Source organism: Paracoccus sp. 08 (assembly GCF_024105395.1).
GTDB classification, from domain to species: Bacteria; Pseudomonadota; Alphaproteobacteria; order Rhodobacterales; family Rhodobacteraceae; genus Paracoccus; species Paracoccus marcusii.
This window is the reverse complement of record NZ_WEKR01000030.1, coordinates 1-24,487: the sequence shown is the minus strand read 5'-3', so window position 1 is coordinate 24,487 and position 24,487 is coordinate 1. Positions and strand designations below refer to the sequence as shown.

The following is a 24,487-nucleotide window of genomic DNA, read 5'->3' as shown; positions in this document are numbered from 1 at the left end:
TATAAGGCGCCCTGACAGGAAGGACATCCCATGCGCCAGGCGACCATCACCCGCAAGACCTCGGAAACCTCGATCGAGGTGACGCTGAACCTCGACGGCACCGGGGTCTATGATAACCGGACCGGCGTGGGCTTCTTCGATCACATGCTGGACCAGCTGTCGCGCCATTCGCTGATCGACATGACCATCCGCGCCGAGGGCGACCTGCATATCGACGACCATCACACGGTCGAGGATAGCGGCATCGCCATCGGCCAGGCCCTGGTCGCGGCACTGGGCGACAAGAAGGGCATCCGCCGTTACGGCAGCTTCCTGCTGGCCATGGACGATTCGCTGGTCCGCGCGGCGCTGGACCTGTCGGCGCGGCCCTATCTGGTCTGGAACGTCGATTTTCCGTCGGAGAAGATCGGCACGTTCGACACCGAACTGGTGCGCGAGTTCTTCCAGGCGCTGTCCACGCATGGCGGCATCACGCTGCATGTCGACCGCCTGCACGGGCTGAACAGCCACCACCTCGCCGAGGCCGCCTTCAAGGCCGTCGCCCGCGCGCTGCGCGAGGCGGTCGAGCCCGATCCGCGCATGGCGGGCGTGCTGCCCTCGACCAAGGGGGCGCTGTGATGCGGGTCGCGCTGGTCGATTACGACAGCGGCAACCTGCATTCGGCCGAAAAGGCGTTTCAGCTGATGGGCCGCGACGCGGGCGCCGAGGTCGTCGTGACCTCCGACCCCGAGGTCGCCGCCCGCGCCGACCGCATCGTGCTGCCCGGCGACGGGGCCTTTCCCGCCTGTCGCACCGCCTTGGGCGAGGTGGACGGCATGGCCGAGGCCATCCAGGACGCGGTGATCACCCGCGGCGTGCCCTTCATGGGGATCTGCGTCGGCATGCAGATGCTGGCCACCACGGGGCATGAATACCGCGAGACGCCGGGCCTGGACTGGATCGGCGGAGAGATTCGCGCCATCGCCGCCCCCGGCCTCAAGGTGCCGCATATGGGCTGGAACGATCTGGTCATCGACCGCCCCCACCCGGTGCTGGAGGGGATCGCGACCGGCGATCACGCCTATTTCGTCCACAGCTGGCAGTTCCAGGTGGCGGACCCCGCCCATCTGTTGGCCCATGTCGATTACGGCGGGCCGGTGACGGCGGTGGTCGGACGCGACAACATCGTCGGCACTCAGTTCCACCCCGAGAAATCCCAGGCCGTGGGCCTGCGCCTGATCGCCAACTTCCTGCGCTGGAACCCCTGAGGGATCACTGGACCTCCGGCACCGTTTGCGGTCATGTGCCGCAAACGGACAGGAGAGAGTGATGGATGATCTGGAACGCCGCATCGCCGTGGCCCGGGGCGATCAGCCCGCCGACCTGATCCTGCGCGGCGGCCGGGTCTTCGATCTGATCACCGGCACGATGATGGCGGGCGACGTGGCGCTCTGCGGCGACCGCATCGCAGGCATCGGCGATTACGACGGCACCCGCGTGATCGACGTCACCGGGCTGATCCTGGTGCCGGGCTTCATCGACACGCATCTGCATGTCGAAAGCAGCCTGGTCACGCCCTTCGAGTTCGACCGCTGCGTGACGCCCCGCGGCGTCACCACGGCCATCTGCGACCCGCACGAGATCGCCAATGTCATTGGCCTGGACGGCATCCGCTATTTCCAGACGGCGTCCGAGCATCTGCTGATGGACCTGCGGGTGCAGCTGTCCTCCTGCGTGCCCTCCACGGGGATGGAGACATCGGGCGCGCAGATCGAGGCGGGGGATCTGGCGCAGGTCATGGGCCACCCTTCGGCCATCGGGCTGGCCGAGTTCATGAACTATCCCGGCGTGATCCACCGCGACCCGGGCGCGATGGCCAAGCTGCGCCTGTTCGCGGGCGGCCATATCGACGGGCATTGCCCGCAACTGACGGGTCCGGACCTCAACGCCTATGTCGCCGCCGGCATCCGCACCGAGCATGAGGCCACGACCGCCGAGGAAGCGCTGGAAAAGCTGCGCAAGGGGATGCGCGTCCTGATCCGCGAAGGGTCGGTCAGCAAGGACCTGGATGCGCTGCAGCCGATCCTGACCGAGGCGACCAGCGCCTATCTGTGCCTGTGCACCGACGACCGCAACCCGCTGGACATCGGAGAGCACGGGCATCTGGACTACATGATCCGCCGGCTGATCGCGCTTGGCACATCGCCGCTGACGGCCTATCGCGCGGCGTCGCTGTCGGCGGCCGAGGCCTTCGGGCTGAAGGATCGCGGGCTGATCGCGCCGGGCCTGCGCGCCGACATCGTCGCCATCGACAGCCTGAAGGGGTGCCACGCGCAGCTGGTCCTGACCGGCGGGCGGGTGGTCGATGAGGCGGCCTTCGCCGCGCGCGGGACGGTGGCGCCGGTGGGACGCGCCTCGGTCAAGGCGCCCAAGGTGACGCCGCAGGATTTCCGCTGCACCGGCAACCGCGCGGAAACCCCGGTGATCGGCATCTTGGAAGGCAAGATCATCACCGAACACCTGACCCATGACATCCCGCCGCAGGACGGCGACAAGCGCCCCGATCCGTCGCGCGATCTGTCCCGCATCGCGGTGATCGAACGGCATGGGCGCAACGGCAACATCGCCACGGGCTTCGTGCAGGGCTTCGGACTGGCGCGCGGGGCCATCGCATCGACGCTGTGCCATGATCATCACAACATCGCCGTGGTGGGCGTCGATTACGCGGACATGGCGCTGGCGGCCAACCGGCTGACCGATCTGGAGGGGGGCTTCGTCGTGGCCTGCGACGGCCGCATCCTGGCGGAACTGCCCCTGCCCGTCGCCGGACTGATGAGCCTTGAGCCGTTCGAGACCGTGCGCGACACGCTGATCGCCCTGCGGGAGGCGGCCCGGACCCTGGGCACGACGCTGGAGGAGCCGTTCCTGCAGCTGGCCTTCCTGGCCCTGCCGGTCATTCCCGCGCTGAAAATCACCGATCGCGGCATGGTCGATGTCGCGAAATTCGAGATCATCGCCCCCTGACCCCGCCGGTATCGGTGCGGGAGGGGCACCAGGCCCGTCAGTCGCCCCGGACGCGCAACACCTCGGCCACGGCGCGCGCGACGGCATCGTCGATGCTCAGCGTGCTGGTATCCAGCACGACCGCATCCTCGGCCGGGCGCAGCGGCGCCGTCGCCCGCTGGCTGTCGCGCAGGTCGCGTTCGCGCAGCTGGGCCAGCATCTCCTCGGGGTCGGCGCCCAGTTCCGCCGCGCGGCGCGCCGCCCGCACCTCGTCCGAGGCGACTACGTACAGCTTGACCGCCGCATCGGGACAGATGACCGTGCCGATGTCGCGCCCGTCCAGCACGGCGCCGGGGTCCTGCGCGGCAAAGCGGTGCTGGAACGCGACCAGGGCCGCGCGGACGTCGGGAATGGCCGCGATGCGGCTGGCGGCCTGACCCGCCTCGGCGCTGCGAAGGTCCGGGCGGGCCAGATCCTCCGCGTTCAACGAATGGGCCGCCGCGACCGGATCGCCCCCCTTGGCGCCGGTCGCCCGGTACAGCAGACCCGTGTCCAGGTGGTGAAATCCGAACCGGTCGGCCAGCGCGCGGGCGATGGTGCCCTTGCCCGATGCGGCCGGTCCGTCGATGGCGATGATGAAGGGCATGGCAGGCGATCTGTCGGTTGGTGTTGAGAACGGAATGTCCCGCACCCTTCGCATGCCCGGGGCCACGCGTCCAGCACCCCCGCCCCCGGACCGCCACGCGCAATATTCAGATCACCGGCCATCGCGATATTTTCACGACATTACCCCTTGGCAATCTCTGCGCTGCGCCGTCCTATGGGACTTTAAGAACGCATTGAGTTTTAGACATAGATGTTATCAGGTTTTATCGAACGTCTACTGGACGCCCCGACCATTGCCGACATCCGCGCCGTATTTCTGGAAGCGGTCGGCCAGCTTGGCTACGATCACGCCCTTTATGCCGCGCGTTTCATGCTGACGGTGCCCAGGGCGCTGTTGCGCGACAACCCCGTGGTCTTCAGCAACCTGCCCCCCGATCTGATCGAACAGGCACAGCGGCTGCGCGACCTGGATCAGGACCCCTGGGTCGAATGGGTGCGCGACAATGACGGCGACATCGCGTCCGACGCGTTGCAGGACCAATTCGGCCCGTCGCGGTCCTTCGGGCTGGCGGCGGAACACGGGCTGGGCCATGCCCGCATCATCAGCCTGCGCGACAAGGTCCTCCACAGCGTGGGCGCGGTGGTGGTGATGCCGCGGCGGGGTGCCGATGCGCAGGACCTGCAGGCGTCCTGGGCGCGGTCGGGCCGCGAGGTCCGGGTGCTGTCCTGGGTGATGCACATGCGCATCGCGACGATGCAGCGCAACCTGCCCAAGGCCACCCTGACCCCGCGCCAACGCGAGGTCCTGGGCTGGCGCTCGGCCGGCAAGACCGTCGGAGAGATCGCGGTGATTTTGGGCATCACCGCCGCCACCGTGGAAAAGCACATGCGCTTGGCCCGCGAGGCCCTGGGGGTCGAGACGACGCCCCAGGCCGTGCTCAAGGCCCATGTGACGCATCAGCTGTTCCAGCCTGCCGCCGCCTCGCTGAGGCTGGGGGGCCAGGGGTAGGGTTTTCCACCGTTTCGCCCGCCCCCGAAACCGCGTCACATCGCGGCGTTCCGTGAGTGGTGACACGCAAGTGTCAGGAACAGGCGGCGTGCGGCAAGGTTGCCTTGGCCGGGCGCCGCCACCAAGGTCCGGAACGCGAAATGCCGGCCCAGGGGGCCGGCATTCGTGTCGTTCGATCAAGAAAGGATCAGGCGCCGCTGAGGGTCTTGGCAACCTCGGCTGCGAAATCCTCTTCCTTCTTCTCGATGCCTTCGCCGACCATCACGCGGGCATAGCCGGTGATCTGGACGCCGGCCTCGGCCGCGGCCTGCTCGACCGTCAGGTCGGGGTTCATCACGAAGGCCTGACCCAGCAGCGTGTTCTCGGCCACGAACTTCTTCATCCGGCCCGGAATGATGTTGTTCTGGATGACGGCCTCGGGCTTCGGCTTGGCCGAAGAGGCGTTCTCTTCCAGCGCCTTGGCGGTCTGGACCTGCAGCTCGCGCTCCAGCGCGGCGGGATCCATGGTCGCCTCGGACAGCGAGACGGGGTTCGTCGCCGCAATGTGCATCGCGAACTGCTTGCCCACGGTCGGCGCCTTGTCAGCCGGACCCGACAGCGCGACCAGCACGCCGATCTTGCCCAGGCCGTCAGCGGCGGCGTTGTGCACGTAGGACACGACGGTCTCGCCTTCCAGGACCTGCACGCGGCGCAGGGTCAGGTTCTCGCCGATGCGGGCGATGGCGCCGGTCACGACGTCCGAGACGGGCTTACCGTCCAGATCGGCGGCCTTCAGGGCCTCGATCTCGCACGCGCCGTTCAGCGCGACGCCGGTGATATCACGGACCAGCTGCTGGAAATCGGCGTTTTTGGCGACGAAGTCGGTCTCCGAGTTGATCTCGACGGCGACGCCGCGGCCACCCGAGACCTGGACGCCCACCAGACCTTCGGCGGCAACGCGATCGGCCTTCTTGGCGGCTTTCGCCAGGCCCTTGGTGCGCAGCCAGTCGATGGCCGCTTCCATGTTGCCGTCGTTCTCGGTCAGGGCCTTCTTGGCGTCCATCATGCCTGCGCCGGTGGTCTCGCGCAGTTCCTTCACCATCGCTGCGGTGATTGCCATATCCGTCTCCTATCTGTTCAACGCGTCAGGCGGGGCATATCCCCGCCTGACGACAATCCGATGAATGGGTGGTTCCGGGGCGGATCAGGCCTCGGCTGCGGCCTCTTCGGTCGCCGGCTCGTCCAGCAGCTCTTCCGGCGCTTCGGCCAGCGAACCCAGGTCGACGCCCGACGCACCCATGTGCGCGGTCATGCCGTCCAGGGCCGCACGGCTGACCAGGTCGCAGTACAGCGCGATGGCGCGGGCCGCGTCGTCGTTGCCCGGGATGATGTAGTCGATACCGTCGGGCGAGCAGTTGGTGTCGACCACGGCCACGACCGGGATGCCCAGCTTCTTGGCTTCCAGGATGGCCAGGTCTTCCTTGTTCACGTCGATGACGAACAGCAGGTCGGGAAGGCCGCCCATGTCGCGGATGCCGCCCAGCGAGGCTTGCAGTTTGGTCTGCTCGCGCTCCAGCTGCAGGCGCTCTTTCTTGGTCAGGCCCTCGGCGCCGCCGGCCATCGTCTCGTCGATCGCCTTCAGGCGATTGATCGACTGGCTGACGGTCTTCCAGTTGGTCAGCGTACCGCCCAGCCAACGGTGGTTCATGTAGAACTGTGCCGACTTTTCAGCCGCTTCCGCGATGGAACGCTGTGCCTGGCGCTTGGTGCCGACGAACAGCACGCGGCCGCCCTTGGCGACGGTGTCGCGCACGACCTGCAGGGCCGCGTCCAGCATCGGCACGGTCTGCGTCAGGTCCAGGATGTGGATGCCGTTGCGGTCGCCATAGATGAACTCGCCCATGCGGGGGTTCCAGCGTTGGGTCTGGTGACCATAGTGGACGCCAGCTTCAAGAAGCTGACGCAGCGAGAATTCGGGAAGCGCCATGAGGAGTTCCTTTCCGGTTTGCGCCTTGGCAGGGGGTCTCAGGGCGGATGCCCCAACCGGTGGACCGTTGCGGATATGTCCCGCAAGGCCCTCCCCAGCCTGTGAAGTAGGCGCGCGATAGCCCCTGTACGAGCGAAACGCAAGCGGATTCGCTGTGGCATTCCTGTAGATAGCGGTAACATCGGCATGGCGGCACCCTTGCATCGGGCGGGGCTTGGGTTCAGGTTCGCAGCAGTTCCATTCATAAGCGATAGGCCCGCCATGACCCCCCAAGATCAGTCCCGGCAGACAAAAGCCCTGTGCCAGCTGGCGCCGGTGATCCCGGTCATCGTCATCAAGGACGTGGCCCACGCCGAGGGGCTGGCCCGTGCGCTGGTCGCGGGCGGGTTGCCGGTGCTGGAGGTGACGCTGCGCTCGGACGCCGCGCTTGACGCGATCCGCGCCATGAGCGGCGTCGCGGGCGGCCATGTCGGCGCGGGCACCGTGCTGACCCCGGACGACGCCAAGCGCGCCAAGGACGCGGGCGCCAGCTTCGCGGTTTCTCCGGGCCTGACCGACCGGCTGATCGCGGCCTGCGAGGACCTGGCCCTGCCGCTGCTGCCGGGCGCCGTCACGGCCTCCGAGGTCATGCGCGCCGCCGATGCGGGCTTTGACATGCTGAAGTTCTTCCCGGCCGAGGCCGTGGGCGGCGCGCCTGCGCTGAAATCGCTGGCAGGCCCCCTGCCCCGCATCAGCTTCTGCCCCACGGGCGGCGTGACACCCCAGAACGCCGGCAGCTATCTGTCCCTGCCCAACGTGATCTGCGTCGGCGGCAGCTGGATCGTGACCGATGCCGACATGGCCGCCGGCAACTGGCAGGCGATCGAGGATCGCGCCCGCACCGCCGCCGCCCTGCGCGGCTGACCATGGACCTGGCGCGCGCCCGAAGGAACGTCACGGTCCTCGTGCTGGCACAGGCGATCCTGGGCGCGCAGATGTCGGTCATCTTCATCGTGGGCGGGCTTGCGGGACAGATCCTGTCCCCGCATCCCTGCCTGGTGACGCTGCCGCTGTCGATGATCATCCTGGGCTCGACCCTGTCGGCACGGCCGCTGGCGCGCTTCATGCAGGCGCGCGGGCGGCAGGCGGGGTTCCTGCTGGCCGTGGCGGCGGGGGCCTTGGGCGCGGCGATCGCGGCGGCAGGGCTGTGGCTGGGCTCGTTCGCGCTGTTCATGGTGGGGTCTGGGCTGACCGGCATCTACATGTCGGCGCAGGGCTTCTACCGCTTTGCCGCGACCGACACCGCGCACGAGGATTACGCCCCAAAGGCCATCAGCCTGGTCATGGCCGGGGGCTTGGCCGCCGCCATCATCGGCCCGGCGCTGGTGCGCATGACCAGCGACCTGACCGCCGTGCCGTTCCTGGCGACCTATCTGGCGGTGATCGGCCTAAACCTGGCCGGACCGCTGCTGTTCGCCTTCCTGGACATCCCCAAACCGCCCGCGCCGGTGGCGGGCGCATCCACGGGGCGCCCGATGGGGCAGATCCTGCGCACCCCCGCCATCGCCGTGGCGATGGTCTGCGGCATGGTCTCCTATGCACTGATGAACCTCGTGATGACCTCCACGCCCTTGGCGGTGGTGGGCTGCGGCTATGACACGGCGGATGCCGCCAACATCGTCAGCGCGCATGTGCTGGCCATGTTCGCGCCCAGCTTCGTCACCGGCCACCTGATCGCGCGTTTCGGGGCCGAGACGATCGTGGGCCTGGGCCTGGCGATCCTGGCCGCCGCGGGGGCCGTCGCCCTGTCCGGGGTGGAACTGGAGCAGTTCTTCATCGCCCTGATCCTGCTGGGGATCGGCTGGAATTTCGGCTATATCGGCGCCACCACCATGCTGACCCGCGCCCATGCGCCCGAGGAACGCGGCCGCGTTCAGGGCATGAACGATTTCGTGGTCTTCGGCGGGGTGTTCCTGGCCTCGCTGTCGTCGGGCGGGCTGATGAACTGTTCGGGCGGGTCCATCGTCGCGGGTTGGAACGCGGTGAACCTGGCGATGCTGCCCTTCCTGGCGCTGGCGGGCGGGGCGCTGATCTGGCTGGTCATGCGCCCCCGGCCCGCCTGAGGTCAGATCAGGGTCTTCTGCTCGGGCGGCGCGGGCTTGCGGCGCTTGGGCTTCTCGGGGGCCGCGTCGGGGCGCACGGCCACGCGGCGGTCGCCCGCGAATTGCACCTCCATCCGCGGCGTCCGGGCGGCGACCTCGGGCGTGGTGATGACCCCGCCCTCCGGGTCGCGCAGGATCACGAAGCCGCGCCGCAGCGTCTGTTCATGCCCCAGGGACAGCCGCATCCGGTCCAGCCGAACCAGAGCATCCTGCCGCTGCTTTCCGGCACGGGCCATCGCCGCGACCAGCCGCCGGTCCAGGTCGGCCAGCCGCGCGCCCTGCTGCTCCGTCCGGCGCCGCGTCTCCGCCAGGACCCGCACCAACGAATTGTCCAGGCGCTGGCGCAGCTGCGCCAGCCGGTCGCGCGGACGCTCCAGCCGCCGGGCGCGCGCGCCCTCCAGCCGCATCAGCGCCCGGTCCATCCCGGCGCGCTTGCCTTGGGTGAACTGGCGCAGCATCGCCGCGAGGATGGGCCGCGAGGCCAGCTGCTGCCGGCGCGCGCGGGCCAGCTGCCGCAGCGCGGGCTCCAGCCGCCCGCCCCACAGGTCCAGCCGCTGCCGCGCGCCTTCCGTCAGCGCCGCAGGACGCCCCAGGGCACGGGCCAGATCGCGCAGGCGCTGGCGCGGGCGCTGGATCGCCTGCGCATTGCTGCGCGCCATCCGCGCCCCGGTTTCGGCCAGGCGCGCGGCCAGGTCGGCGCGGACTGGCACCGCCATCTCGGCCGCGGCCGTCGGCGTCGGCGCGCGCCGGTCCGAGGCGAAGTCGATCAGCGTCGTGTCCGTCTCATGCCCCACGGCCGAGATCAGGGGGATGGCGCTGTCCGCCGCCGCCCGCACGACCGATTCTTCGTTGAAGCCCCACAGATCCTCCAGCGACCCGCCGCCGCGCGCCACGATGATCAGGTCCGGCCGGGGGATCGGCCCGCCCGGCGACAGCGCGTTGAAGCCCCGGATCGCGGCGGTGACCTGCGGCGCGCAACCCTCCCCCTGCACGGCCACCGGCCAGATGATCACGCGGGTCGGAAAGCGGTCGCGCAGCCGGTGCAGGATGTCGCGGATCACCGCACCGGAGGGCGAGGTCACCACCCCGATCACCCGCGGCAGGAACGGCAACGCGCGCTTGCGGTCCTGATCGAACAGCCCCTCGGCCGCCAGGGCCTTGCGACGCTTCTCCAGCATGGCCATCAACGCGCCCGCACCGGCGGGCTCGATCTGATCGACGATCATCTGGTATTTCGACTGGCCCGGAAAGGTCGTCAGGCGGCCGGTGGCGATGACCTCCATCCCCTCCTCGGGGCGCTGGATCAGGCGGGCGGCCTGCCCCTTCCAGGTGACGGCGGCCAGCACGGCGCGGTCGTCCTTCAGGTCGAAATAGAGATGCCCCGATCCGGGACGCGACACGCGCCCGACCTCGGCCCGGACGCGGACGCGGCCGAACTGCTCCTCGATGCTGCGTTTGACCGCGCCGGACAGTTCGGAAACGGTGAATTCATGCGCGTTGCTGCCCGGTTCCGGGGCATCGTCCATGTCGTCGTCCAGCAGGTCCATGCGTCTTGTTCCCTTGTCCGGGCCAGACTAGAACGCCGCAAGGTCAAGCGAAAGGGCGGCAGATGAATATCCTGATCCTGGGCGGCGGCGGGCGCGAACATGCGCTGGCCTGGGCGATCCGGCAGAACCCGAAATGCGACCGCCTGATCGTGGCACCCGGCAATGCGGGCATCGCAGGCGTCGCCGAATGCGCCGACCTGGACGTGCTGTCGCGGGCCGAAGTGCTGGAATTCGCGCAGGAGAACGCCGTCGACTTCGTCATCGTCGGCCCCGAGGCGCCCCTGGCCGCGGGCGTGTCCGACGCGCTGCGCGATGCGGGCTTCCTGGTCTTTGGCCCGTCGCAGGCCGCGGCCCAGCTGGAGGCCTCCAAGACCTTCACCAAGGAGATCTGCGACGCCTGCGCCGCCCCCACCGCGGCCTGGGCACGCTTTACCGATGCCGCCGCCGCGCGCGATTACGTGACCGCCCAGGGGGCGCCCATCGTGGTCAAGGCCGACGGGCTGGCTGCCGGCAAGGGCGTCACCGTGGCCGAGACGGTGGACCAGGCCCATGCCGCCATCGACGACATCTTCGACGGGGCCTTCGGCGACATGTCCGTCGTCATCGAGGAGTTCATGGACGGAGAGGAGGCCAGCTTCTTCATCCTGTCGGACGGCACCGACTGCCTGGCCATCGGCACCGCCCAGGACCACAAGCGCGTGGGCGACGGCGATACCGGCCCGAACACCGGCGGGATGGGCGCCTACAGCCCCGCCCCGGTGCTGACGCCGGCGATCCAGGACCAGGTGATGGCGCGCATCGTGCGCCCGACCATCGCTGAAATGGCGCGACGCGGCATGCCCTTTCAGGGGGTGCTCTATGCCGGGCTGATGATCGCGGACGGACAGGCGAGGCTGGTCGAATACAACGTCCGCTTCGGCGACCCGGAATGCCAGGTGCTGATGATGCGGCTTGGCGGGCAGGTGCTGGACCTGCTGCTGGCCTGCGCCGAAGGGCGGCTGGCCCAAACCCCCGTGACCTGGGCCGACGACCACGCCCTGACGGTGGTCATGGCGGCCCAGGGCTATCCCGGCAGCTATGCCAAGGGGACCATCATCGGCGGCCTGCAGGCCCTGCCCGAAACCAGCTTTCAGATGACCTTTCACGCGGGCACGGCCGACCGCGATGGCGCGGTTGTCGCCACCGGTGGGCGCGTGCTGGCCTGCACCGGGCGCGGCGCAACCCTGGCCGAGGCGCATCAGCGCGCCTATGCGCTGGTCGACGCGATCGACTGGCCGCAGGGCTTCTGCCGCCGCGACATCGGCTGGCGCGCGCTGTGAACTCATGACAAAGGGCCGGCCCCGCGGCGGGGCCGGCCCTTGGACGCCGTCGGGACGATCCGGTCAGATCGGCGAATACAGCCCTTCGTAGATCGGCAGAAGGGTGTCCGTCTCGAACAGGCTGCTGACCGAGGTGCCGTTCCAGATGTTCAAAATCGCCTGCGTGAACATCGGTGCGGTCGGCACGATGCGGATGTTGGGCGCGTTCCTGACCGCATCGGTGGGCTGGATCGAATCGGTGATGACCAGCGACTTCATCACCGAATTGGTGACCCGCTCGACCGCCGGGCCAGAAAGGACGCCGTGGGTGATGTAGGCATGGACCTCGGTCGCGCCGTTGTCGGTCAGCACCTGCGCCGCCTTGACCAGCGTGCCGGCGGTGTCGCAGATGTCGTCCACGATGATGCAGGCCTTGCCCGCCACGTCACCGATCACGGTCATCTCGGCGATCTCTCCGGCCTTCTCGCGGCGCTTGTCGACGATGGACAGGGGCGCACCGATCCGGGTGGCCAGTTCGCGGGCCCGGGCCACACCGCCGACGTCGGGCGACACGACCATCAGGTCGTTCATCCGCCCCTTGAAGTGATGCTGCACGTCCAGCGCAAAGACCGGCGCGGCATAGAGGTTGTCCACCGGCACGTCGAAGAAGCCCTGGATCTGGGCCGCGTGCAGGTCCAGCGTCAGGACGCGGTCAACGCCCGCCTCGGTCAGCAGGTTCGCGACCAGCTTGGCGCTGATCGGGGTGCGGGCCTTGGCGCGGCGGTCCTGGCGGGCATAGCCGAAATAGGGAATCACCGCCGTGATGCGCGCGGCCGACGACCGGCGCAGCGCGTCGGTCATGATCAGCAGCTCCATCAGGTTGTCGTTGGCCGGGTTCGACGTGGGCTGGATGATGTACATGTCCTCGCCGCGGACGTTCTCGTAGACCTCGACGAAGATCTCCTGGTCGTTGAAGCGTTCGACGCGGGCGTCCAGCAGGTTGACGCTCATGCCGCGATGCAGGGACATGCGCCGCGCGATGGACTGGGCCAGCGGTCGGTTGGCGTTTCCGGAAATCAGCTTGGGTTCGGTCATGACGGGCATGGGGCGGGCCTTTGGCGGTTGCGTCAGATTGCGGTTGCCTTAGCACCGGGCTAGCCTGCGGGCAAACCCGGAAAGGACAAGGCCATGGCCCATATCGACTATTATCTGGGGACGATCAGCCCCTGGTGCTATCTTGCCGGCGACCGCCTGGAACAGATCGCCGCCCGCCACGGCGCGCAGATCACCTACAAGCCCCTGGACCTGCTACAACTGTTCGACCGGACCGGCGGGGKGCGCCCGGCGCAGCGCCATGCCAGCCGGATGGACTACCGCAACCAGGAACTGCCCCGGTGGGCCGACCATCTGGACATGCCCCTGAACCTCAAGCCCGCGCATTGGCCGGTGAACATGGCGCCGTCGTCCTATGCCATCATCGCCGCGCAGGCGGCGGGGGGCGATGCCGGCGCGCTGGTCCAGGGCTTTCTGCGCGCGGTCTGGGCCGAGGATCGCGACATCAGCGACGACGCGGTGATCCGCGACATCCTGGGCGCCAACGGGTTCGACCCGTCCCTGGCCGACACGGGCCTGTTCGTAGGCGCCGAGACCTACGGCCGCAACCTGGAACAGGCGGTGGCCGCCGGGGCCTTCGGCGCCCCCTTCTATGTCGTGCGCGAGACCGATCAGCGGTTCTGGGGCCAGGACCGGCTGGACTTTCTGGACCGCCATCTGGCCACGCTATGAGCGGACTGCACCTGCGGCACTGGCCGGGCGATCCGGATCGCCCGGCACTGGCGCTGCATTGCATGATGGGCAGCGGGTCGGCCTGGGGTCCGATCGCGCGGCTGCTGGAGGGGCGCGTCGATCTGCGAGGCTTCGACATGCCGGGCCACGGGCGCAGCGACGACTGGCAGCCACAGCCCGACGGCCCCGACTATCACACCGCGGTCACGCGTCTGGCGGGGGCGATGATCGACCGGCCGCTGGACCTGATCGGTCACAGCTTCGGCGCGACCGTGGCGCTGCGCATCGCCGTCGCGGCGCCCGATGCCGTGCGCAGCCTGACCCTGATCGAACCGGTGCTGTTCGCCGCCTGCCCGGACCCGGCCCAGGACGCGCTGGATGCCCGCATGGCCGACCTTCTGGACCAGGGCCAGGACGACCAGGCTATGGCGGCCTTCCTGTCGGTCTGGGGCGCGCAGGACCCCGACCGCCTGCCCCCCGAGGCCCGCGCCCAGATGGTGCGCCAGATCGGGCTGGTGGCCGGGACCGGCGACGCGCTTCGCCATGACAGCGCACGCATCCTGCGCGAGGGCGGGTTGGAGCAGGTCGACGCCCCGGTGCTGCTGATCCAGGGGGCCGACAGCCCGGCGGTGATCGGCGGCATCATCGACGCGCTGGCGGGCCGGTTGCCCGATGTCGGGCGCGCCACGATCCCCGGTGCCGGCCACATGGCGCCCCTGACCCATCCGGAACAGGTCGCGGGACTGATCGGGGTCAACCTGGACCGCGCCTAGAGGATGAAGTCCTGTTCGTCGGGCACAGCCCCGATGGCCATCCACTCCACCCGCATCCGCGCGATGCGGGTGTCGCCCCAGGTGCGGAACAGGATGTCGAACCCGGTCAGGGTCACGTTCTCGACCTGCAGGTCGCCGCGCTGGTTGCGATCGCTGTCCAAGTCCCACATCCCGACGCCAAGATGCACGACAGGCGGCGCCACGAAGCGGTCGCCGAACTCGACACGCTGGCGGTGCGACCGGTCGCCCGTCTCGGTCCACATCGGCCCCTGCGTGTCGAAATCAGAGACCATCGTGACCGCACCGCGTGCGATCCCGATCTCGTGGGTTGCAAATCGTATCATCCGGTCCTTCCCGTCACCCGCGCGGCGATGCTAGCGGCGGCCAGGGTGAAAAAAAAGCCCCGGCATTGCCGGGGCCTTTCAAGATGTCGATGGTCGGACGGATCAGTCCGGAACCGTCGACTGATTGGGGTCCAGCCCGATATGGGTGCCAAGCGCCTGCATGTCGCCCAGAAGCTTGACGGCGGCGGTCACGACCTCTTCGCCGACATGTTCGCGCCGATCCTTGGCGCTGCGATGGGCGCGGTGGGCGTCCTTCATCATGTCGTTGTAGACGTCCTGCGTGATCTCCTCGCGCGGGTGTCCGCGTTCGGCCAGCAGGCTGACGCTGTCCTGGTTGATCTCGGCAAAGCCGCCGGTGACGGCGAATTCGCTGGTGGTGCCGTCGGCACCCACCAGGATCACCATGCCCGGACGCAGGGTCACGATCGTGGGCGCATGGCCGGGCATGGCGGTCAGATCGCCATCGCTGCCCGGCAGGCGCACCTCGCGCACGGGAACGGAGGCGAGGCTCCGTTCCGGCGACACGAGGTCGAACTGCATGGTATCGGCCATTCTGCCCCCTTACGCCGCTTCTGCGGCCAGACGCTCTGCCTTGGCCTTCACGTCGTCGATGTCGCCGACCATGTAGAAGGCCGATTCCGGCAGGTGGTCGTACTCACCCGCGACGACCGCCTTGAACGAGGCGATGGTCTTCTCCAGCGGCACCTGGACGCCGTCGGAACCGGTGAAGACCTTGGCGACGTCGAAGGGCTGCGACAGGAAGCGCTGGATCTTGCGCGCACGGGTCACGGTCAGCTTGTCCTCTTCGGACAGTTCGTCCATGCCCAGGATCGCGATGATGTCCTGCAGCGACTTGTACTTCTGCAGGATGCCCTGCACGTCGCGCGCCACCTGATAGTGCTCCTCGCCGACGACGGCGGGGTCCAGGATGCGCGAGTTGGAGTCCAGCGGGTCCACGGCCGGGTAGATGCCCAGTTCCGAGATCGCGCGCGACAGGACCGTCGTGGCGTCCAGGTGGGCGAAGGTCGTGGCGGGCGCCGGGTCGGTAAGGTCGTCGGCCGGGACGTAGACGGCCTGGATCGAGGTGATCGAGCCGTTCTTGGTCGAGGTGATGCGTTCCTGCATCGCGCCCATGTCGGTGGCCAGCGTCGGCTGATAGCCCACGGCGGACGGGATGCGGCCCAGCAGAGCCGACACTTCGGACCCGGCCTGGGTGAAGCGGAAGATGTTGTCCACGAAGAACAGCACGTCCGTGCCCGACGCGTCGCGGAACTGTTCCGCCAGGGTCAGACCGGTCAGGGCGACGCGCATGCGGGCGCCCGGCGGCTCGTTCATCTGGCCATAGACCAGGGCCACTTTCGAATCGACCAGGTTGTCGGGAACGATGACGCCCGATTCGACCATCTCGTGGTACAAGTCGTTGCCCTCGCGGGTGCGCTCACCCACGCCGGCGAACACCGAATAGCCCGAGTGCACCTTGGCGATGTTGTTGATCAGTTCCATGATCAGAACCGTCTTGCCCACACCGGCGCCGCCGAACAGGCCGATCTTGCCGCCCTTGGAATAGGGGGCCAGCAGGTCGATGACCTTGATGCCGGTCACCAGGATCTCCGAGCTGGTCGCCTGCGCGGCGAAGTCCGGGGCGGCCTGGTGGATGGCGCGGGTCTCGCTGGTGGCCAGGGCTTCGCCCTCGTCCACGGGCTCGCCCACGACGTTCAGGATGCGGCCCAGGGTCACGTCGCCCACGGGCACCATGATCGGGTTGCCGGTGTCGGTCACGACCTCGCCGCGGACCAGACCTTCGGTCGCGTCCATGGCGATGGTGCGGACGGTGTTCTCGCCCAGATGCTGGGCAACTTCCAGCACCAGCGTCTTGCCGTTGTTTTGGGTTACCAGCGCGTTCAGAATCGCGGGAAGCCGGTCCTCGAACTGCACGTCAACGACGGCGCCGATCACCTGCGTGATTTTACCAGTGGCCTCTGCCATGTTGTCACCTTTGCTTTACGGTCAGAGCGCCTCGGCGCCCGCAATGATTTCGATCAGCTCCGTGGTGATCGCAGCCTGACGCGAGCGGTTGTACTGCGTCGTAAGCCTGTCGATCATGTCGCCCGCGTTGCGCGTGGCGTTGTCCATGGCACTCATCCGCGCGCCCTGCTCGGACGCCGCATTCTCCAGAAGCGCCGCAAAGATCTGCGTGGCCACCGAACGGGGCAGCAGATCGGCCAGCAGTTCTTCCTCGCCCGGTTCGTAGTCGTAGAGGGCGTTCGTCTCGGACGCACCCTCGGGGACTTCGGCGGGAATGATCTGGCGCGCGGTCGGAACCTGGCTGATCACCGATTCGAACCGGTTGTAGAAGATCGTCGCCACGTCGAAATCGCCGGTGTCGAAGCGGGTCAGCACCTCGTCGGCGATGGCACGGGCCGTGTCATAGCCCATGCGCTTGACCTCGGAGAGGTCGACATGGTGCACGAACAGGCTGCCATAGTCGCGCTTGAGCTGCTCGCGGCCCTTCTTGCCGACGGTCAGGATCGCGACGTCCTTGCCCTCGGCGCGCAGCCGGTCGGCGTGCTGGCGGGCCAGACGCACGATCGAGCTGTTGAAGCCGCCGGCCAGGCCGCGTTCCGCCGTCATCACGACCAGCAGATGACGCTTGTCGTCGCCCGTTCCGGCCAGCAGGCGGGGCGCGCCGGACTGGCCTGCCGCATTCGCGGTCAGGCCGGCCATGACGGCCGCCATGCGGTCGGCATAGGGACGCGCGGCTTCCGCCGCGTCCTGCGCCCGGCGCAGTTTCGCGGCGGCGACCATCTGCATCGCCTTGGTGATCTTCCGCGTGTTCTTGACGCTTCCGATCCGGTTCTTGAGATCCTTGAGACTGGGCATCTATTCCCCCCTCAGGCGCGGGTGCGGTTGTATTCGTCCAGCGCCGCCTTGATCGAGGCTTCCAGATCGCCGCTGACCTTGCGGTCGTTGCGGGTCATGTCGTCCAGCAGGTCGGACTTCTGGCCGCGCAGGAAGTGGATCAGACCGTCTTCCCAGGCAACGACGTCGCGCACGGGCACGTTGTCGATATAGCCCTTGGTGCCGGCATAGATCACGATGACGATCTCGGCGTTGGTCAGGGGACGGTACTGCGGCTGCTTCATCAGCTCGGTCAGGCGCGAACCGCGGTTCAGCAGGCGCTGCGTCGCGGCGTCCAGATCCGAACCGAACTGGGCGAAGGCGGCCATCTCGCGATACTGCGCCAGTTCCAGCTTGACCGGACCCGCGACGGATTTCATCGCCTTGGTCTGGGCGGCCGAACCCACGCGGCTGACCGACAGACCGGTGTTCACGGCAGGGCGGACGCCCTGGAAGAACAGTTCGGTCTCCAGGAAGATCTGGCCGTCGGTGATCGAGATCACGTTGGTCGGGATATAGGCCGACACGTCGCCCGCCTGCGTCTCGATGATCGGCAGCGCGGTCAGCGAGCCCGAGCCGTTGGCCTCGTTCAGCTTGGCCGAACGCTCCAGCAGACGCGAGTGCAGATAGAACACGTCGCCCGGATAGGCTTCGCGTCCGGGCGGACGGCGCAGCAGCAGCGACATCTGGCGATAGGCCACGGCCTGCTTGGACAGGTCGTCATAGATGATCAGCGCGTCCATGCCGTTGTCGCGGAAGTATTCGCCGATCGCGGTGCCCGAATAGGGTGCCAGGAACTGCATCGGCGCCGGGTCGGACGCGGTCGCGGCCACCACGGTGGTGTAGGCCATGGCGCCGGTCTCTTCCAGCTTCTTGACCAGCTGGGCCACGGTCGAGCGCTTCTGGCCGACGGCGACATAGATGCAGTGCAGGGTCTTCATGCCCTCGGCCTCGCGGCCGTTGTAGCTCATCTGGTTCAGGATCGTGTCCAGCGCGATCGCGGTCTTGCCGGTCTGGCGGTCGCCGATGATCAGCTCGCGCTGGCCGCGGCCGACGGGGATCATGGCGTCGACCGACTTCAGGCCGGTCGCCATCGGCTCGTGGACCGACTTGCGCGGCATGATGCCGGGGGCCTTCATGTCGGCGATGCGGCGCTCGGTCGTCTCGATCGGGCCCTTGCCGTCGATCGGGTTGCCAAGGCCGTCCACGACGCGACCCAGCAGGGCCTTGCCGACCGGAACGTCCACGATCGAGCGCGTGCGCTTGACGGTGTCGCCTTCCTTGATCGAGCGGTCGTCGCCGAAGATCACGATACCGACGTTGTCGGTCTCGAGGTTCAGCACCATGCCGCGGATTCCGCCGGGGAACTCGACCATCTCGCCGGCCTGGACCTTGTCCAGACCATAGACGCGCGCGATGCCGTCACCGACGGACAGGACCTGACCAACTTCGGCAACTTCGGCGTCCTGGCCGAAGTTCTTGATCTGCTCCTTGAGGATCGCCGAAATTTCGGCAGCCTGGATTCCCATTATCCGACCTCTTTCATGACATTCTGCAGGGAAGCGAGCTTCGAGCGGACCGAACTGTCGATCATCTGCGAGCCCAACTTGACAATCATGCCGCCGATGAGGGTCTCATCGACGCGCGTGTTCAGCTTGACCGTCTTGCCGGATTTCTCGGCCAGGGTCTGTTTCAGGCGGTCCATCTGCGCATCGGTCAGCGCGATGGCGCTGGTGACGTCGGCGGTGACCTCGCCCCGCTCCGTGGCGATCAGCTCCGCCAGGCGGGCGGTCAGCTGCGGCAGCACGAACAGGCGGCGATTCTTCGCCATCAGCTGCAGCGTGTTGGCCAGCACCGGCGACAGGCCCATGCGGGTCGACAGCGCGCCGATCGCGGCCGCCTGCTGGTCACGGGAATAGATCGGGCTGGCGATCAGGTCGCGCAGCTCGGCGCTGTCGTGCAGGGCGGCGCTCAGATCGTCGGTCTGGGTGGCCAGGGCGTCCATGCCCCCGCTTTCCTTCGCGATCTCGAAGACGGCCTGCGCATAGCGTCCGGCGATGCTCTGGGAGATGGAAACAGAGTTGGCCACGGTCATCCTTTACGGTTTGCGCAAACCCCGCTGGCGGGCCGGGCTGCTGCCTGGTCTGTCGCGGGGTGCGGGTCGCGGTCGCGCGGCTGATGGAAGGTCGCGCGCAAATCTGGGGCGTCTCTAGCAGGTGATTTGACGCCCGGCAACCGTCCAGGGCCCTGAAACGCGGGCCTTTGCGACAAACGGCGCAGGATCGGCGAAACCCCACGGGGACAGCGCTAACACCCCGCATCCCGGGCCCGCGCACCGTGCGGCAGGATGTCGCATCAGGGGCCGGTTTCAGTCGATTTCGCGGGCCGTCGGGGCGGCTTGCGGACGCGGGCGGGCCACCCCGTCCAGGATCTCCAGCGGACTGGGCACATGGATTCGCACCCCGGGGCCGACCGGCGCGCGGGCATGCTTGGACAGTTCGACCATGATGACGCCGGCGATCAGCACCCGGCTGATCCGCGCGCCGGTGCGTTCCCAGAACTGGGCGCTGCGCAGCCAGAATCGCCGGTCCGAGGGCGGGATGTAGATGGCGCTGCCATGCCAATCGGGCTGGAACCCCGCGCGGCGCATCTGCGCCTCGATCTGACCGGTGGTGTAGGATCGCCCAAAGCCGAAGGGCGTGCGGTCCGATGCGGCCCACAGGCCCGCCCGGTTCGGCACCATCAGCATCATCCGCCCGCCCGGACCCAGGCAGCGCCATGCCTCGGTCAGCAGTTCGCGGGGATGCTCGCTGGTCTCCAGCCCGTGCAGCATGACCAACCGGTCCAGGCTGCCGGTCTGGATGGGCCAGGCGGTCTCGTCGCACAGGACGGCATGGTTGGGCATGCCCGCGGGCCAGCCCATCACCCCCTGCGGGCCGGGCATCAGCGCGGTCACCCTCCGCGCGGTCGGCAGATAGGGCCGCAGCATCGGCGCCGCGAACCCGAACCCCGCCACGGTCATGCCGCTGCTGCGCGCAGGGTCCCACCGCGCCGTCAGCCGGTCGCGCAGGATCCGCTGGACCACGCGCCCCAACGCCCGCTGGTAGTAGAACCGTCGCAGCTGGTCGATGTCGTGGTGCATTGCGCGCAGGTCCCGGTTTTGACAGGCTCAGGTGAACACATGGTCAAGGATTTGCCAATGCCGCTGGAACTGGTCACGCTGCGCTGTCTCAAGGACAACTATGCCTATCTGCTGCATTCCGACGCGGGCACCGTGCTGATCGACGCGCCCGAGGCCATGCCGGTCCTGACCGAGCTGGAGGCGCGGGGCTGGGGGCTGGACGCGATCCTGCTGACCCATCACCACGACGACCACATCCAGGCCGTGCCGGAGATCGTCGCTGCCACCGGTGCGCGGGTCATCGGGGCTGCCGCCGATGCGCATCGCCTGCCGCCGCTGGATGTCAGCGTCGCGCCCGGTGAGCCGCTGGAGGTTCTGGGCGAACCCGTCCACGTGATCGACGTGTCGGGCCATACCGTGGGCCACGTGGCGTTTCATTTTCCGGACAGTGCGATGGCCTTCACGGCCGACAGCCTGATGGCCCTGGGCTGCGGCCGCCTGTTCGAGGGCGACCCTGCGATGATGTGGGACAGCCTGTCGCGGCTGAACGCCCTGCCCGGCGACACGCTGATCTGTTCGGGGCACGACTATTGCACGGGCAACGGCGCCTTTGCCCTGTCGGTCGATCCCGACAACGCGGCGCTGCAGGACCGCTTGTCAGCCATCGCCGAAGCGCGCATCCCTTGCGCCCCCGCCACGCTGGAGGTGGAGCGCGCCACGAACCCCTTCCTGCGCCCCGCCGCGCTGGCCCCTGCGCTTGGGATGGCGGGGGCGGATGACGCGCAGGTCTTTGCCCGCCTGCGCCGGATGAAGGACGATTTCTGAGGCCTGCGGCATCGGCGCGCGGGGGCGTGCCGGCCCCACGCTTGAAATGCGGGCTTTGCGACATCACATCTGCCTCAAGCGTGGGAAAATCGTGGCACCTGTCTGAAAAATCACTTGAAGCCGAACGAAATCCACCAAATCTTAACCCTACCGTGACAGTCTGGGCAGGTGGGCCGCGAACAGCCCATACCGCCAGCCGACTGACAGGAGACGACCGTGCCAAGTTTCTCGACCTCCCTGGAACAGGCCATTCACCAGGCGCTTGCGCTGGCGAACGAACATCGACACGAGCTTGCGACGCTGGAACACCTGTTGCTGGCGCTGACCGAGGAACCCGATGCGGTCAAGGTCATGCGCGCCTGCAACGTGGACCTTGAGGATCTGCGCAAGACGCTGGTCGATTTCATCGAGGATGACCTGTCGACCCTGATCACCGACGTCGAAGGTTCCGAGGCCGTGCCCACGGCCGCGTTCCAGCGCGTCATCCAGCGCGCGGCGATCCACGTGCAAAGCTCGGGCCGGCAGGAGGTTACCGGCGCGAACGTGCTGGTCGCGATCTTTGCCGAGCGCGAATCGAATGCGGCCTTCTTCCTGCAGGAGATGGACATGACCCGTTACGACGCGGTCAACTTCATCGCCCATGGCGTGGCCAAGAACCCGTCCTTCAACGAGCCCCGCAAGGTGGTCGGATCGGAGGAGCCGGTCGAGCAGAGCAAGGCCGAGGCGGCCCCCGACCCCAAGGACGAGACCGCGCTTGGCAAGTACTGCGTCGATCTGAACGTCAAGTCCAAGAAGGGCGACGTGGACCCGTTGATCGGACGCGAATCCGAGGTCGAGCGGGCCATTCAGGTCCTGTGCCGCCGGCGCAAGAACAACCCGCTGCTGGTGGGTGATCCGGGCGTGGGCAAGACCGCCATCGCCGAGGGCTTGGCGCTGAAGATCACCCGCGGCGAGACCCCCGAGGTCCTGGCCGGTGCGACGATCTTCTCGCTGGACATGGGCGCGCTGCTGGCCGGCACACGCTATCGCGGCGACTTCGAGGAGCGGCTGAAGGCCGTCGTCAAGGAACTGGAGGCGCATCCCGACGCCATCCTGTTCATCGATGAGATCCACACCGTGATCGGTGCGGGCGCGACCTCGGGCGGGGCGATGGATGCGTCGAACCTGCTGAAACCCGCGTTGGCGGGCGGCAAGCTGCGCTGCATGGGCTCGACGACCTACAAGGAGTATCGCCAGCACTTCGAGAAGGACCGCGCGCTGAGCCGCCGGTTCCAGAAGATCGACGTGAACGAGCCTTCGGTGCCGGACACCATCAAAATCCTGATGGGTCTGAAGCCGCATTTCGAGGCGCATCACGACCTGCGCTATACCAATGACGCGATCAAGTCGGCGGTGGAGCTGGCGGCACGCTACATCAACGACCGCAAGCTGCCCGACAGCGCGATCGACGTCATCGACGAGGCCGGTGCCGCCCAGCATTTGGTCAGCGAGAGCAAGCGCCGCAAGACGATCAGCCCCAAGGAGATCGAGGCCGTCGTGGCCAAGATCGCCCGCATCCCGCCCAAGAACGTCAGCAAGAACGACGCAGAGGTCCTGCGCGATCTGGATGCCGGTCTGAAGCGCGTCGTGTTTGGCCAGGACAACGCCATCGAGATGCTGTCCAGCGCCATCAAGCTGGCCCGTGCGGGCCTGCGCGAGCCCGAGAAGCCCATCGGCAACTACCTGTTCGCGGGCCCGACCGGTGTCGGCAAGACCGAGGTGGCCAAGCAGCTGGCCTCCAGCCTGGGGGTCGAGCTGATCCGCTTCGACATGTCGGAATACATGGAGAAGCATGCCGTCAGCCGCCTGATCGGCGCGCCTCCGGGCTATGTGGGCTTCGATCAGGGCGGTCTCTTGACCGACGGCGTGGACCAGCACCCGCATTGCGTGCTGCTGCTGGACGAGATCGAGAAGGCGCATCCGGATGTGTTCAACATCCTGCTGCAGATCATGGATGCGGGTCGCCTGACCGATCATAACGGCCGGACCGTCGATTTCCGCAACGTGATCCTGATCATGACCTCGAATGCGGGCGCCGCGGATCAGGCCAAGGCCGCGATCGGCTTTGGACGCGACCGGCGCGAGGGCGAGGACACGGCCGCGATCGAACGGACCTTCACGCCCGAGTTCCGCAACCGTCTGGATGCGATCATCTCCTTTGCGCCGCTGTCGCGCGACGTCGTGGTCCACGTCGTCGAGAAGTTCGTCCTGCAACTGGAAGCCCAGCTGATGGACCGCAACGTCCATATCGAACTGACCCCCGAGGCTGCGAACTGGCTGGCCGAAAAGGGATACGACGACCGCATGGGCGCCCGCCCCCTGGGCCGCGTGATCCAGGAAAGCATCAAGAAGCCCCTGGCCGAGGAACTGCTGTTCGGACGCCTGACGAAGGGCGGCGTGGTCCGCGTCAAGATCGAGGACGACAAGCCCGCCTTCGACATCACCGGCCCCGATGCCCCACGGATCGGCAAGTCCAAGACACCCTTGCTGACAGCTGAATAAGCGCGAAAGGCCCCGCCACCACGGCGGGGCCTTTTTCGTCATGGGCCGACGCTCCTGAATGCCGCCGCCCATGAACCAGAACCGACGATCGCGACAAGGGATGCGGGGGCGACGCCCCCCGCGCGGGGCGGGCCCCCYCGATGGGGGTCCGCCCCGCTCCCGATCAAGGTGTAATCAGCCGTGCCGGGATCAAGCCACGTAAGGCATTGCCGCAGTAAAGCTGGCCGTGCTGCAGATCCGCCACCGTCAGCACGGCCTCCTGTGCCCGACCATCGGCCAGCAGCGTCTCGCGCAGGACGCCCGGCAGCAACCCGCTGCGCGACGGCGGCGTCAGCAGGCGACCATCGCGGCGCAGGAAGATGTTGGAGATGGTGCCCTCGCACAGCTCCCCGTCTGCGTTCCTCAGCAACCCTTCGTCGATGCCGGGTGGCAGCGCCGCGCGGGCGGCGTCATAGATCGGTCGATGCGATGTCTTGATCCGCAACCATGGGTCGCCCGCCTCAAGGCGCATGTCCGACAGGACCACCCGCCAGACCGCCGGGTTCGGCGGCAGCGGTGCATGGGTCAGAGCGACCTGCCCCCCCTGATCCACCGACAGCCGCGCCCGAAGAACCGCACCACGCGGCAGCCCCGCCAACGCCGCCGTGACGC

24 protein-coding genes are annotated in these 24,487 nt (G+C 68.0%); 11 read left to right on the top strand and 13 right to left on the bottom strand.

What is annotated here, in order from left to right; all coding sequences use genetic code 11:
- Positions 1 to 30: 30 nt before the first annotated feature.
- The 3 genes from hisB (at position 31) to ade (ending at position 3,003) form a co-directional block, all read left to right on the top strand.
- On the top strand, positions 31 to 618 hold the full coding sequence (gene hisB, locus GBO37_RS11410; protein ID WP_252929058.1) for an imidazoleglycerol-phosphate dehydratase HisB: 588 nt from the start codon (positions 31 to 33) through the stop codon (positions 616 to 618).
- The gene (gene hisH, locus GBO37_RS11405) at positions 618 to 1,247 is read left to right on the top strand and encodes an imidazole glycerol phosphate synthase subunit HisH (protein ID WP_148911967.1); all 630 of its coding nucleotides are present in this window, start codon (positions 618 to 620) and stop codon (positions 1,245 to 1,247) included. The genes hisB and hisH overlap by 1 nt, the downstream gene beginning before the upstream one ends.
- 61 nt (positions 1,248 to 1,308) lie before the next feature.
- Positions 1,309 to 3,003: an adenine deaminase gene (ade, locus tag GBO37_RS11400; protein WP_252929056.1), complete on the top strand. Its 1,695-nt coding sequence runs from the start codon at positions 1,309 to 1,311 to the stop codon at positions 3,001 to 3,003.
- A gap of 37 nt (positions 3,004 to 3,040) precedes the next feature.
- Here ade and GBO37_RS11395 read toward each other — a convergent pair whose 3' ends face one another.
- Positions 3,041 to 3,628 carry a d(CMP) kinase gene (locus tag GBO37_RS11395; protein ID WP_127899004.1) on the bottom strand — a complete coding sequence of 196 codons (588 nt, stop codon included), beginning with the start codon at positions 3,626 to 3,628 and terminating at the stop codon, positions 3,041 to 3,043.
- A gap of 210 nt (positions 3,629 to 3,838) precedes the next feature.
- Here GBO37_RS11395 and GBO37_RS11390 point away from each other — a divergent pair, with 210 nt between their 5' ends.
- A complete protein-coding gene (locus GBO37_RS11390) occupies positions 3,839 to 4,597 on the top strand; it encodes a LuxR family transcriptional regulator (RefSeq protein ID WP_052714848.1) in 759 nt (252 codons plus the stop codon).
- A 187-nt stretch (positions 4,598 to 4,784) separates the two neighbouring features.
- Here the strand turns inward: GBO37_RS11390 and tsf are convergent, their stop codons facing one another.
- Positions 4,785 to 5,696, bottom strand: coding sequence for a translation elongation factor Ts (gene tsf, locus GBO37_RS11385; RefSeq protein ID WP_252929054.1), 912 nt, complete (start codon positions 5,694 to 5,696; stop codon positions 4,785 to 4,787).
- An 84-nt stretch (positions 5,697 to 5,780) separates the two neighbouring features.
- On the bottom strand, positions 5,781 to 6,563 hold the full coding sequence (rpsB, locus tag GBO37_RS11380) for a 30S ribosomal protein S2 (RefSeq protein WP_045982920.1): 783 nt from the start codon (positions 6,561 to 6,563) through the stop codon (positions 5,781 to 5,783).
- 261 nt (positions 6,564 to 6,824) lie between these two features.
- On the opposite strand from rpsB, the gene eda reads away from it, so the two are divergent.
- Positions 6,825 to 7,466 carry a bifunctional 4-hydroxy-2-oxoglutarate aldolase/2-dehydro-3-deoxy-phosphogluconate aldolase gene (eda, locus tag GBO37_RS11375; protein WP_045982919.1) on the top strand — a complete coding sequence of 214 codons (642 nt, stop codon included), beginning with the start codon at positions 6,825 to 6,827 and terminating at the stop codon, positions 7,464 to 7,466.
- A gap of 2 nt (positions 7,467 to 7,468) precedes the next feature.
- On the top strand, positions 7,469 to 8,665 hold the full coding sequence (locus GBO37_RS11370; protein WP_252929052.1) for an MFS transporter: 1,197 nt from the start codon (positions 7,469 to 7,471) through the stop codon (positions 8,663 to 8,665).
- A 2-nt stretch (positions 8,666 to 8,667) separates the two neighbouring features.
- Here GBO37_RS11370 and xseA read toward each other — a convergent pair whose 3' ends face one another.
- Positions 8,668 to 10,251 carry an exodeoxyribonuclease VII large subunit gene (gene xseA, locus GBO37_RS11365; RefSeq protein WP_252929049.1) on the bottom strand — a complete coding sequence of 528 codons (1,584 nt, stop codon included), beginning with the start codon at positions 10,249 to 10,251 and terminating at the stop codon, positions 8,668 to 8,670.
- A gap of 62 nt (positions 10,252 to 10,313) precedes the next feature.
- On the opposite strand from xseA, the gene purD reads away from it, so the two are divergent.
- The gene (gene purD / locus GBO37_RS11360) at positions 10,314 to 11,570 is read left to right on the top strand and encodes a phosphoribosylamine--glycine ligase (protein WP_252929047.1); all 1,257 of its coding nucleotides are present in this window, start codon (positions 10,314 to 10,316) and stop codon (positions 11,568 to 11,570) included.
- A 63-nt stretch (positions 11,571 to 11,633) separates the two neighbouring features.
- Here the strand turns inward: purD and GBO37_RS11355 are convergent, their stop codons facing one another.
- Positions 11,634 to 12,653, bottom strand: coding sequence for a ribose-phosphate pyrophosphokinase (locus GBO37_RS11355; protein WP_045982951.1), 1,020 nt, complete (start codon positions 12,651 to 12,653; stop codon positions 11,634 to 11,636).
- Positions 12,654 to 12,737: 84 nt separating this feature from the next.
- Between GBO37_RS11355 and GBO37_RS11350 the strand changes: the two genes are divergently transcribed.
- On the top strand, positions 12,738 to 13,334 hold the full coding sequence (locus tag GBO37_RS11350; protein ID WP_252929045.1) for a 2-hydroxychromene-2-carboxylate isomerase: 597 nt from the start codon (positions 12,738 to 12,740) through the stop codon (positions 13,332 to 13,334).
- Entirely contained in the window at positions 13,331 to 14,107 is a 777-nt protein-coding gene (locus tag GBO37_RS11345) for an alpha/beta fold hydrolase (protein ID WP_252929043.1), read from the top strand. The genes GBO37_RS11350 and GBO37_RS11345 overlap by 4 nt, the downstream gene beginning before the upstream one ends.
- On the opposite strand, the gene GBO37_RS11340 is transcribed toward GBO37_RS11345, so the two are convergent.
- The 7 genes from GBO37_RS11340 to GBO37_RS11310 all read right to left on the bottom strand — a co-directional run bounded on the left by GBO37_RS11340 (position 14,104) and on the right by GBO37_RS11310 (position 20,491).
- A complete protein-coding gene (locus GBO37_RS11340) occupies positions 14,104 to 14,451 on the bottom strand; it encodes an H-type lectin domain-containing protein (protein WP_045982954.1) in 348 nt (115 codons plus the stop codon). The genes GBO37_RS11345 and GBO37_RS11340 overlap by 4 nt on opposite strands.
- 102 nt (positions 14,452 to 14,553) lie before the next feature.
- Positions 14,554 to 15,003 (bottom strand): F0F1 ATP synthase subunit epsilon, encoded by a 450-nt coding sequence (locus GBO37_RS11335; RefSeq protein WP_045982955.1) that lies wholly within the window; start codon positions 15,001 to 15,003, stop codon positions 14,554 to 14,556.
- Positions 15,004 to 15,012: 9 nt separating this feature from the next.
- The gene (gene atpD / locus GBO37_RS11330) at positions 15,013 to 16,437 is read right to left on the bottom strand and encodes a F0F1 ATP synthase subunit beta (protein WP_045982956.1); all 1,425 of its coding nucleotides are present in this window, start codon (positions 16,435 to 16,437) and stop codon (positions 15,013 to 15,015) included.
- 21 nt (positions 16,438 to 16,458) lie between these two features.
- Positions 16,459 to 17,331, bottom strand: coding sequence for a F0F1 ATP synthase subunit gamma (locus GBO37_RS11325; protein ID WP_045982957.1), 873 nt, complete (start codon positions 17,329 to 17,331; stop codon positions 16,459 to 16,461).
- Between the two features lie 11 nt (positions 17,332 to 17,342).
- Positions 17,343 to 18,878, bottom strand: a complete 1,536-nt coding sequence (gene atpA, locus GBO37_RS11320) for a F0F1 ATP synthase subunit alpha (protein ID WP_252929041.1) — start codon at positions 18,876 to 18,878, stop codon at positions 17,343 to 17,345.
- On the bottom strand, positions 18,878 to 19,444 hold the full coding sequence (locus GBO37_RS11315) for a F0F1 ATP synthase subunit delta (RefSeq protein WP_148911958.1): 567 nt from the start codon (positions 19,442 to 19,444) through the stop codon (positions 18,878 to 18,880). The genes atpA and GBO37_RS11315 overlap by 1 nt, the downstream gene beginning before the upstream one ends.
- Before the next feature lie 273 nt (positions 19,445 to 19,717).
- Positions 19,718 to 20,491, bottom strand: coding sequence for a methyltransferase domain-containing protein (locus tag GBO37_RS11310; protein ID WP_046001073.1), 774 nt, complete (start codon positions 20,489 to 20,491; stop codon positions 19,718 to 19,720).
- 57 nt (positions 20,492 to 20,548) lie between these two features.
- Here GBO37_RS11310 and gloB point away from each other — a divergent pair, with 57 nt between their 5' ends.
- Both gloB and clpA read left to right on the top strand, forming a co-directional pair.
- Positions 20,549 to 21,295, top strand: coding sequence for a hydroxyacylglutathione hydrolase (gene gloB / locus GBO37_RS11305; protein ID WP_252929039.1), 747 nt, complete (start codon positions 20,549 to 20,551; stop codon positions 21,293 to 21,295).
- A 216-nt stretch (positions 21,296 to 21,511) separates the two neighbouring features.
- A complete protein-coding gene (gene clpA / locus GBO37_RS11300; protein ID WP_127899013.1) occupies positions 21,512 to 23,836 on the top strand; it encodes an ATP-dependent Clp protease ATP-binding subunit ClpA in 2,325 nt (774 codons plus the stop codon).
- Between the two features lie 163 nt (positions 23,837 to 23,999).
- Here the strand turns inward: clpA and GBO37_RS11295 are convergent.
- The coding region (locus tag GBO37_RS11295) for an aminotransferase class IV (protein ID WP_252929037.1) at positions 24,000 to 24,487 on the bottom strand (488 nt) is incomplete at its 5' end.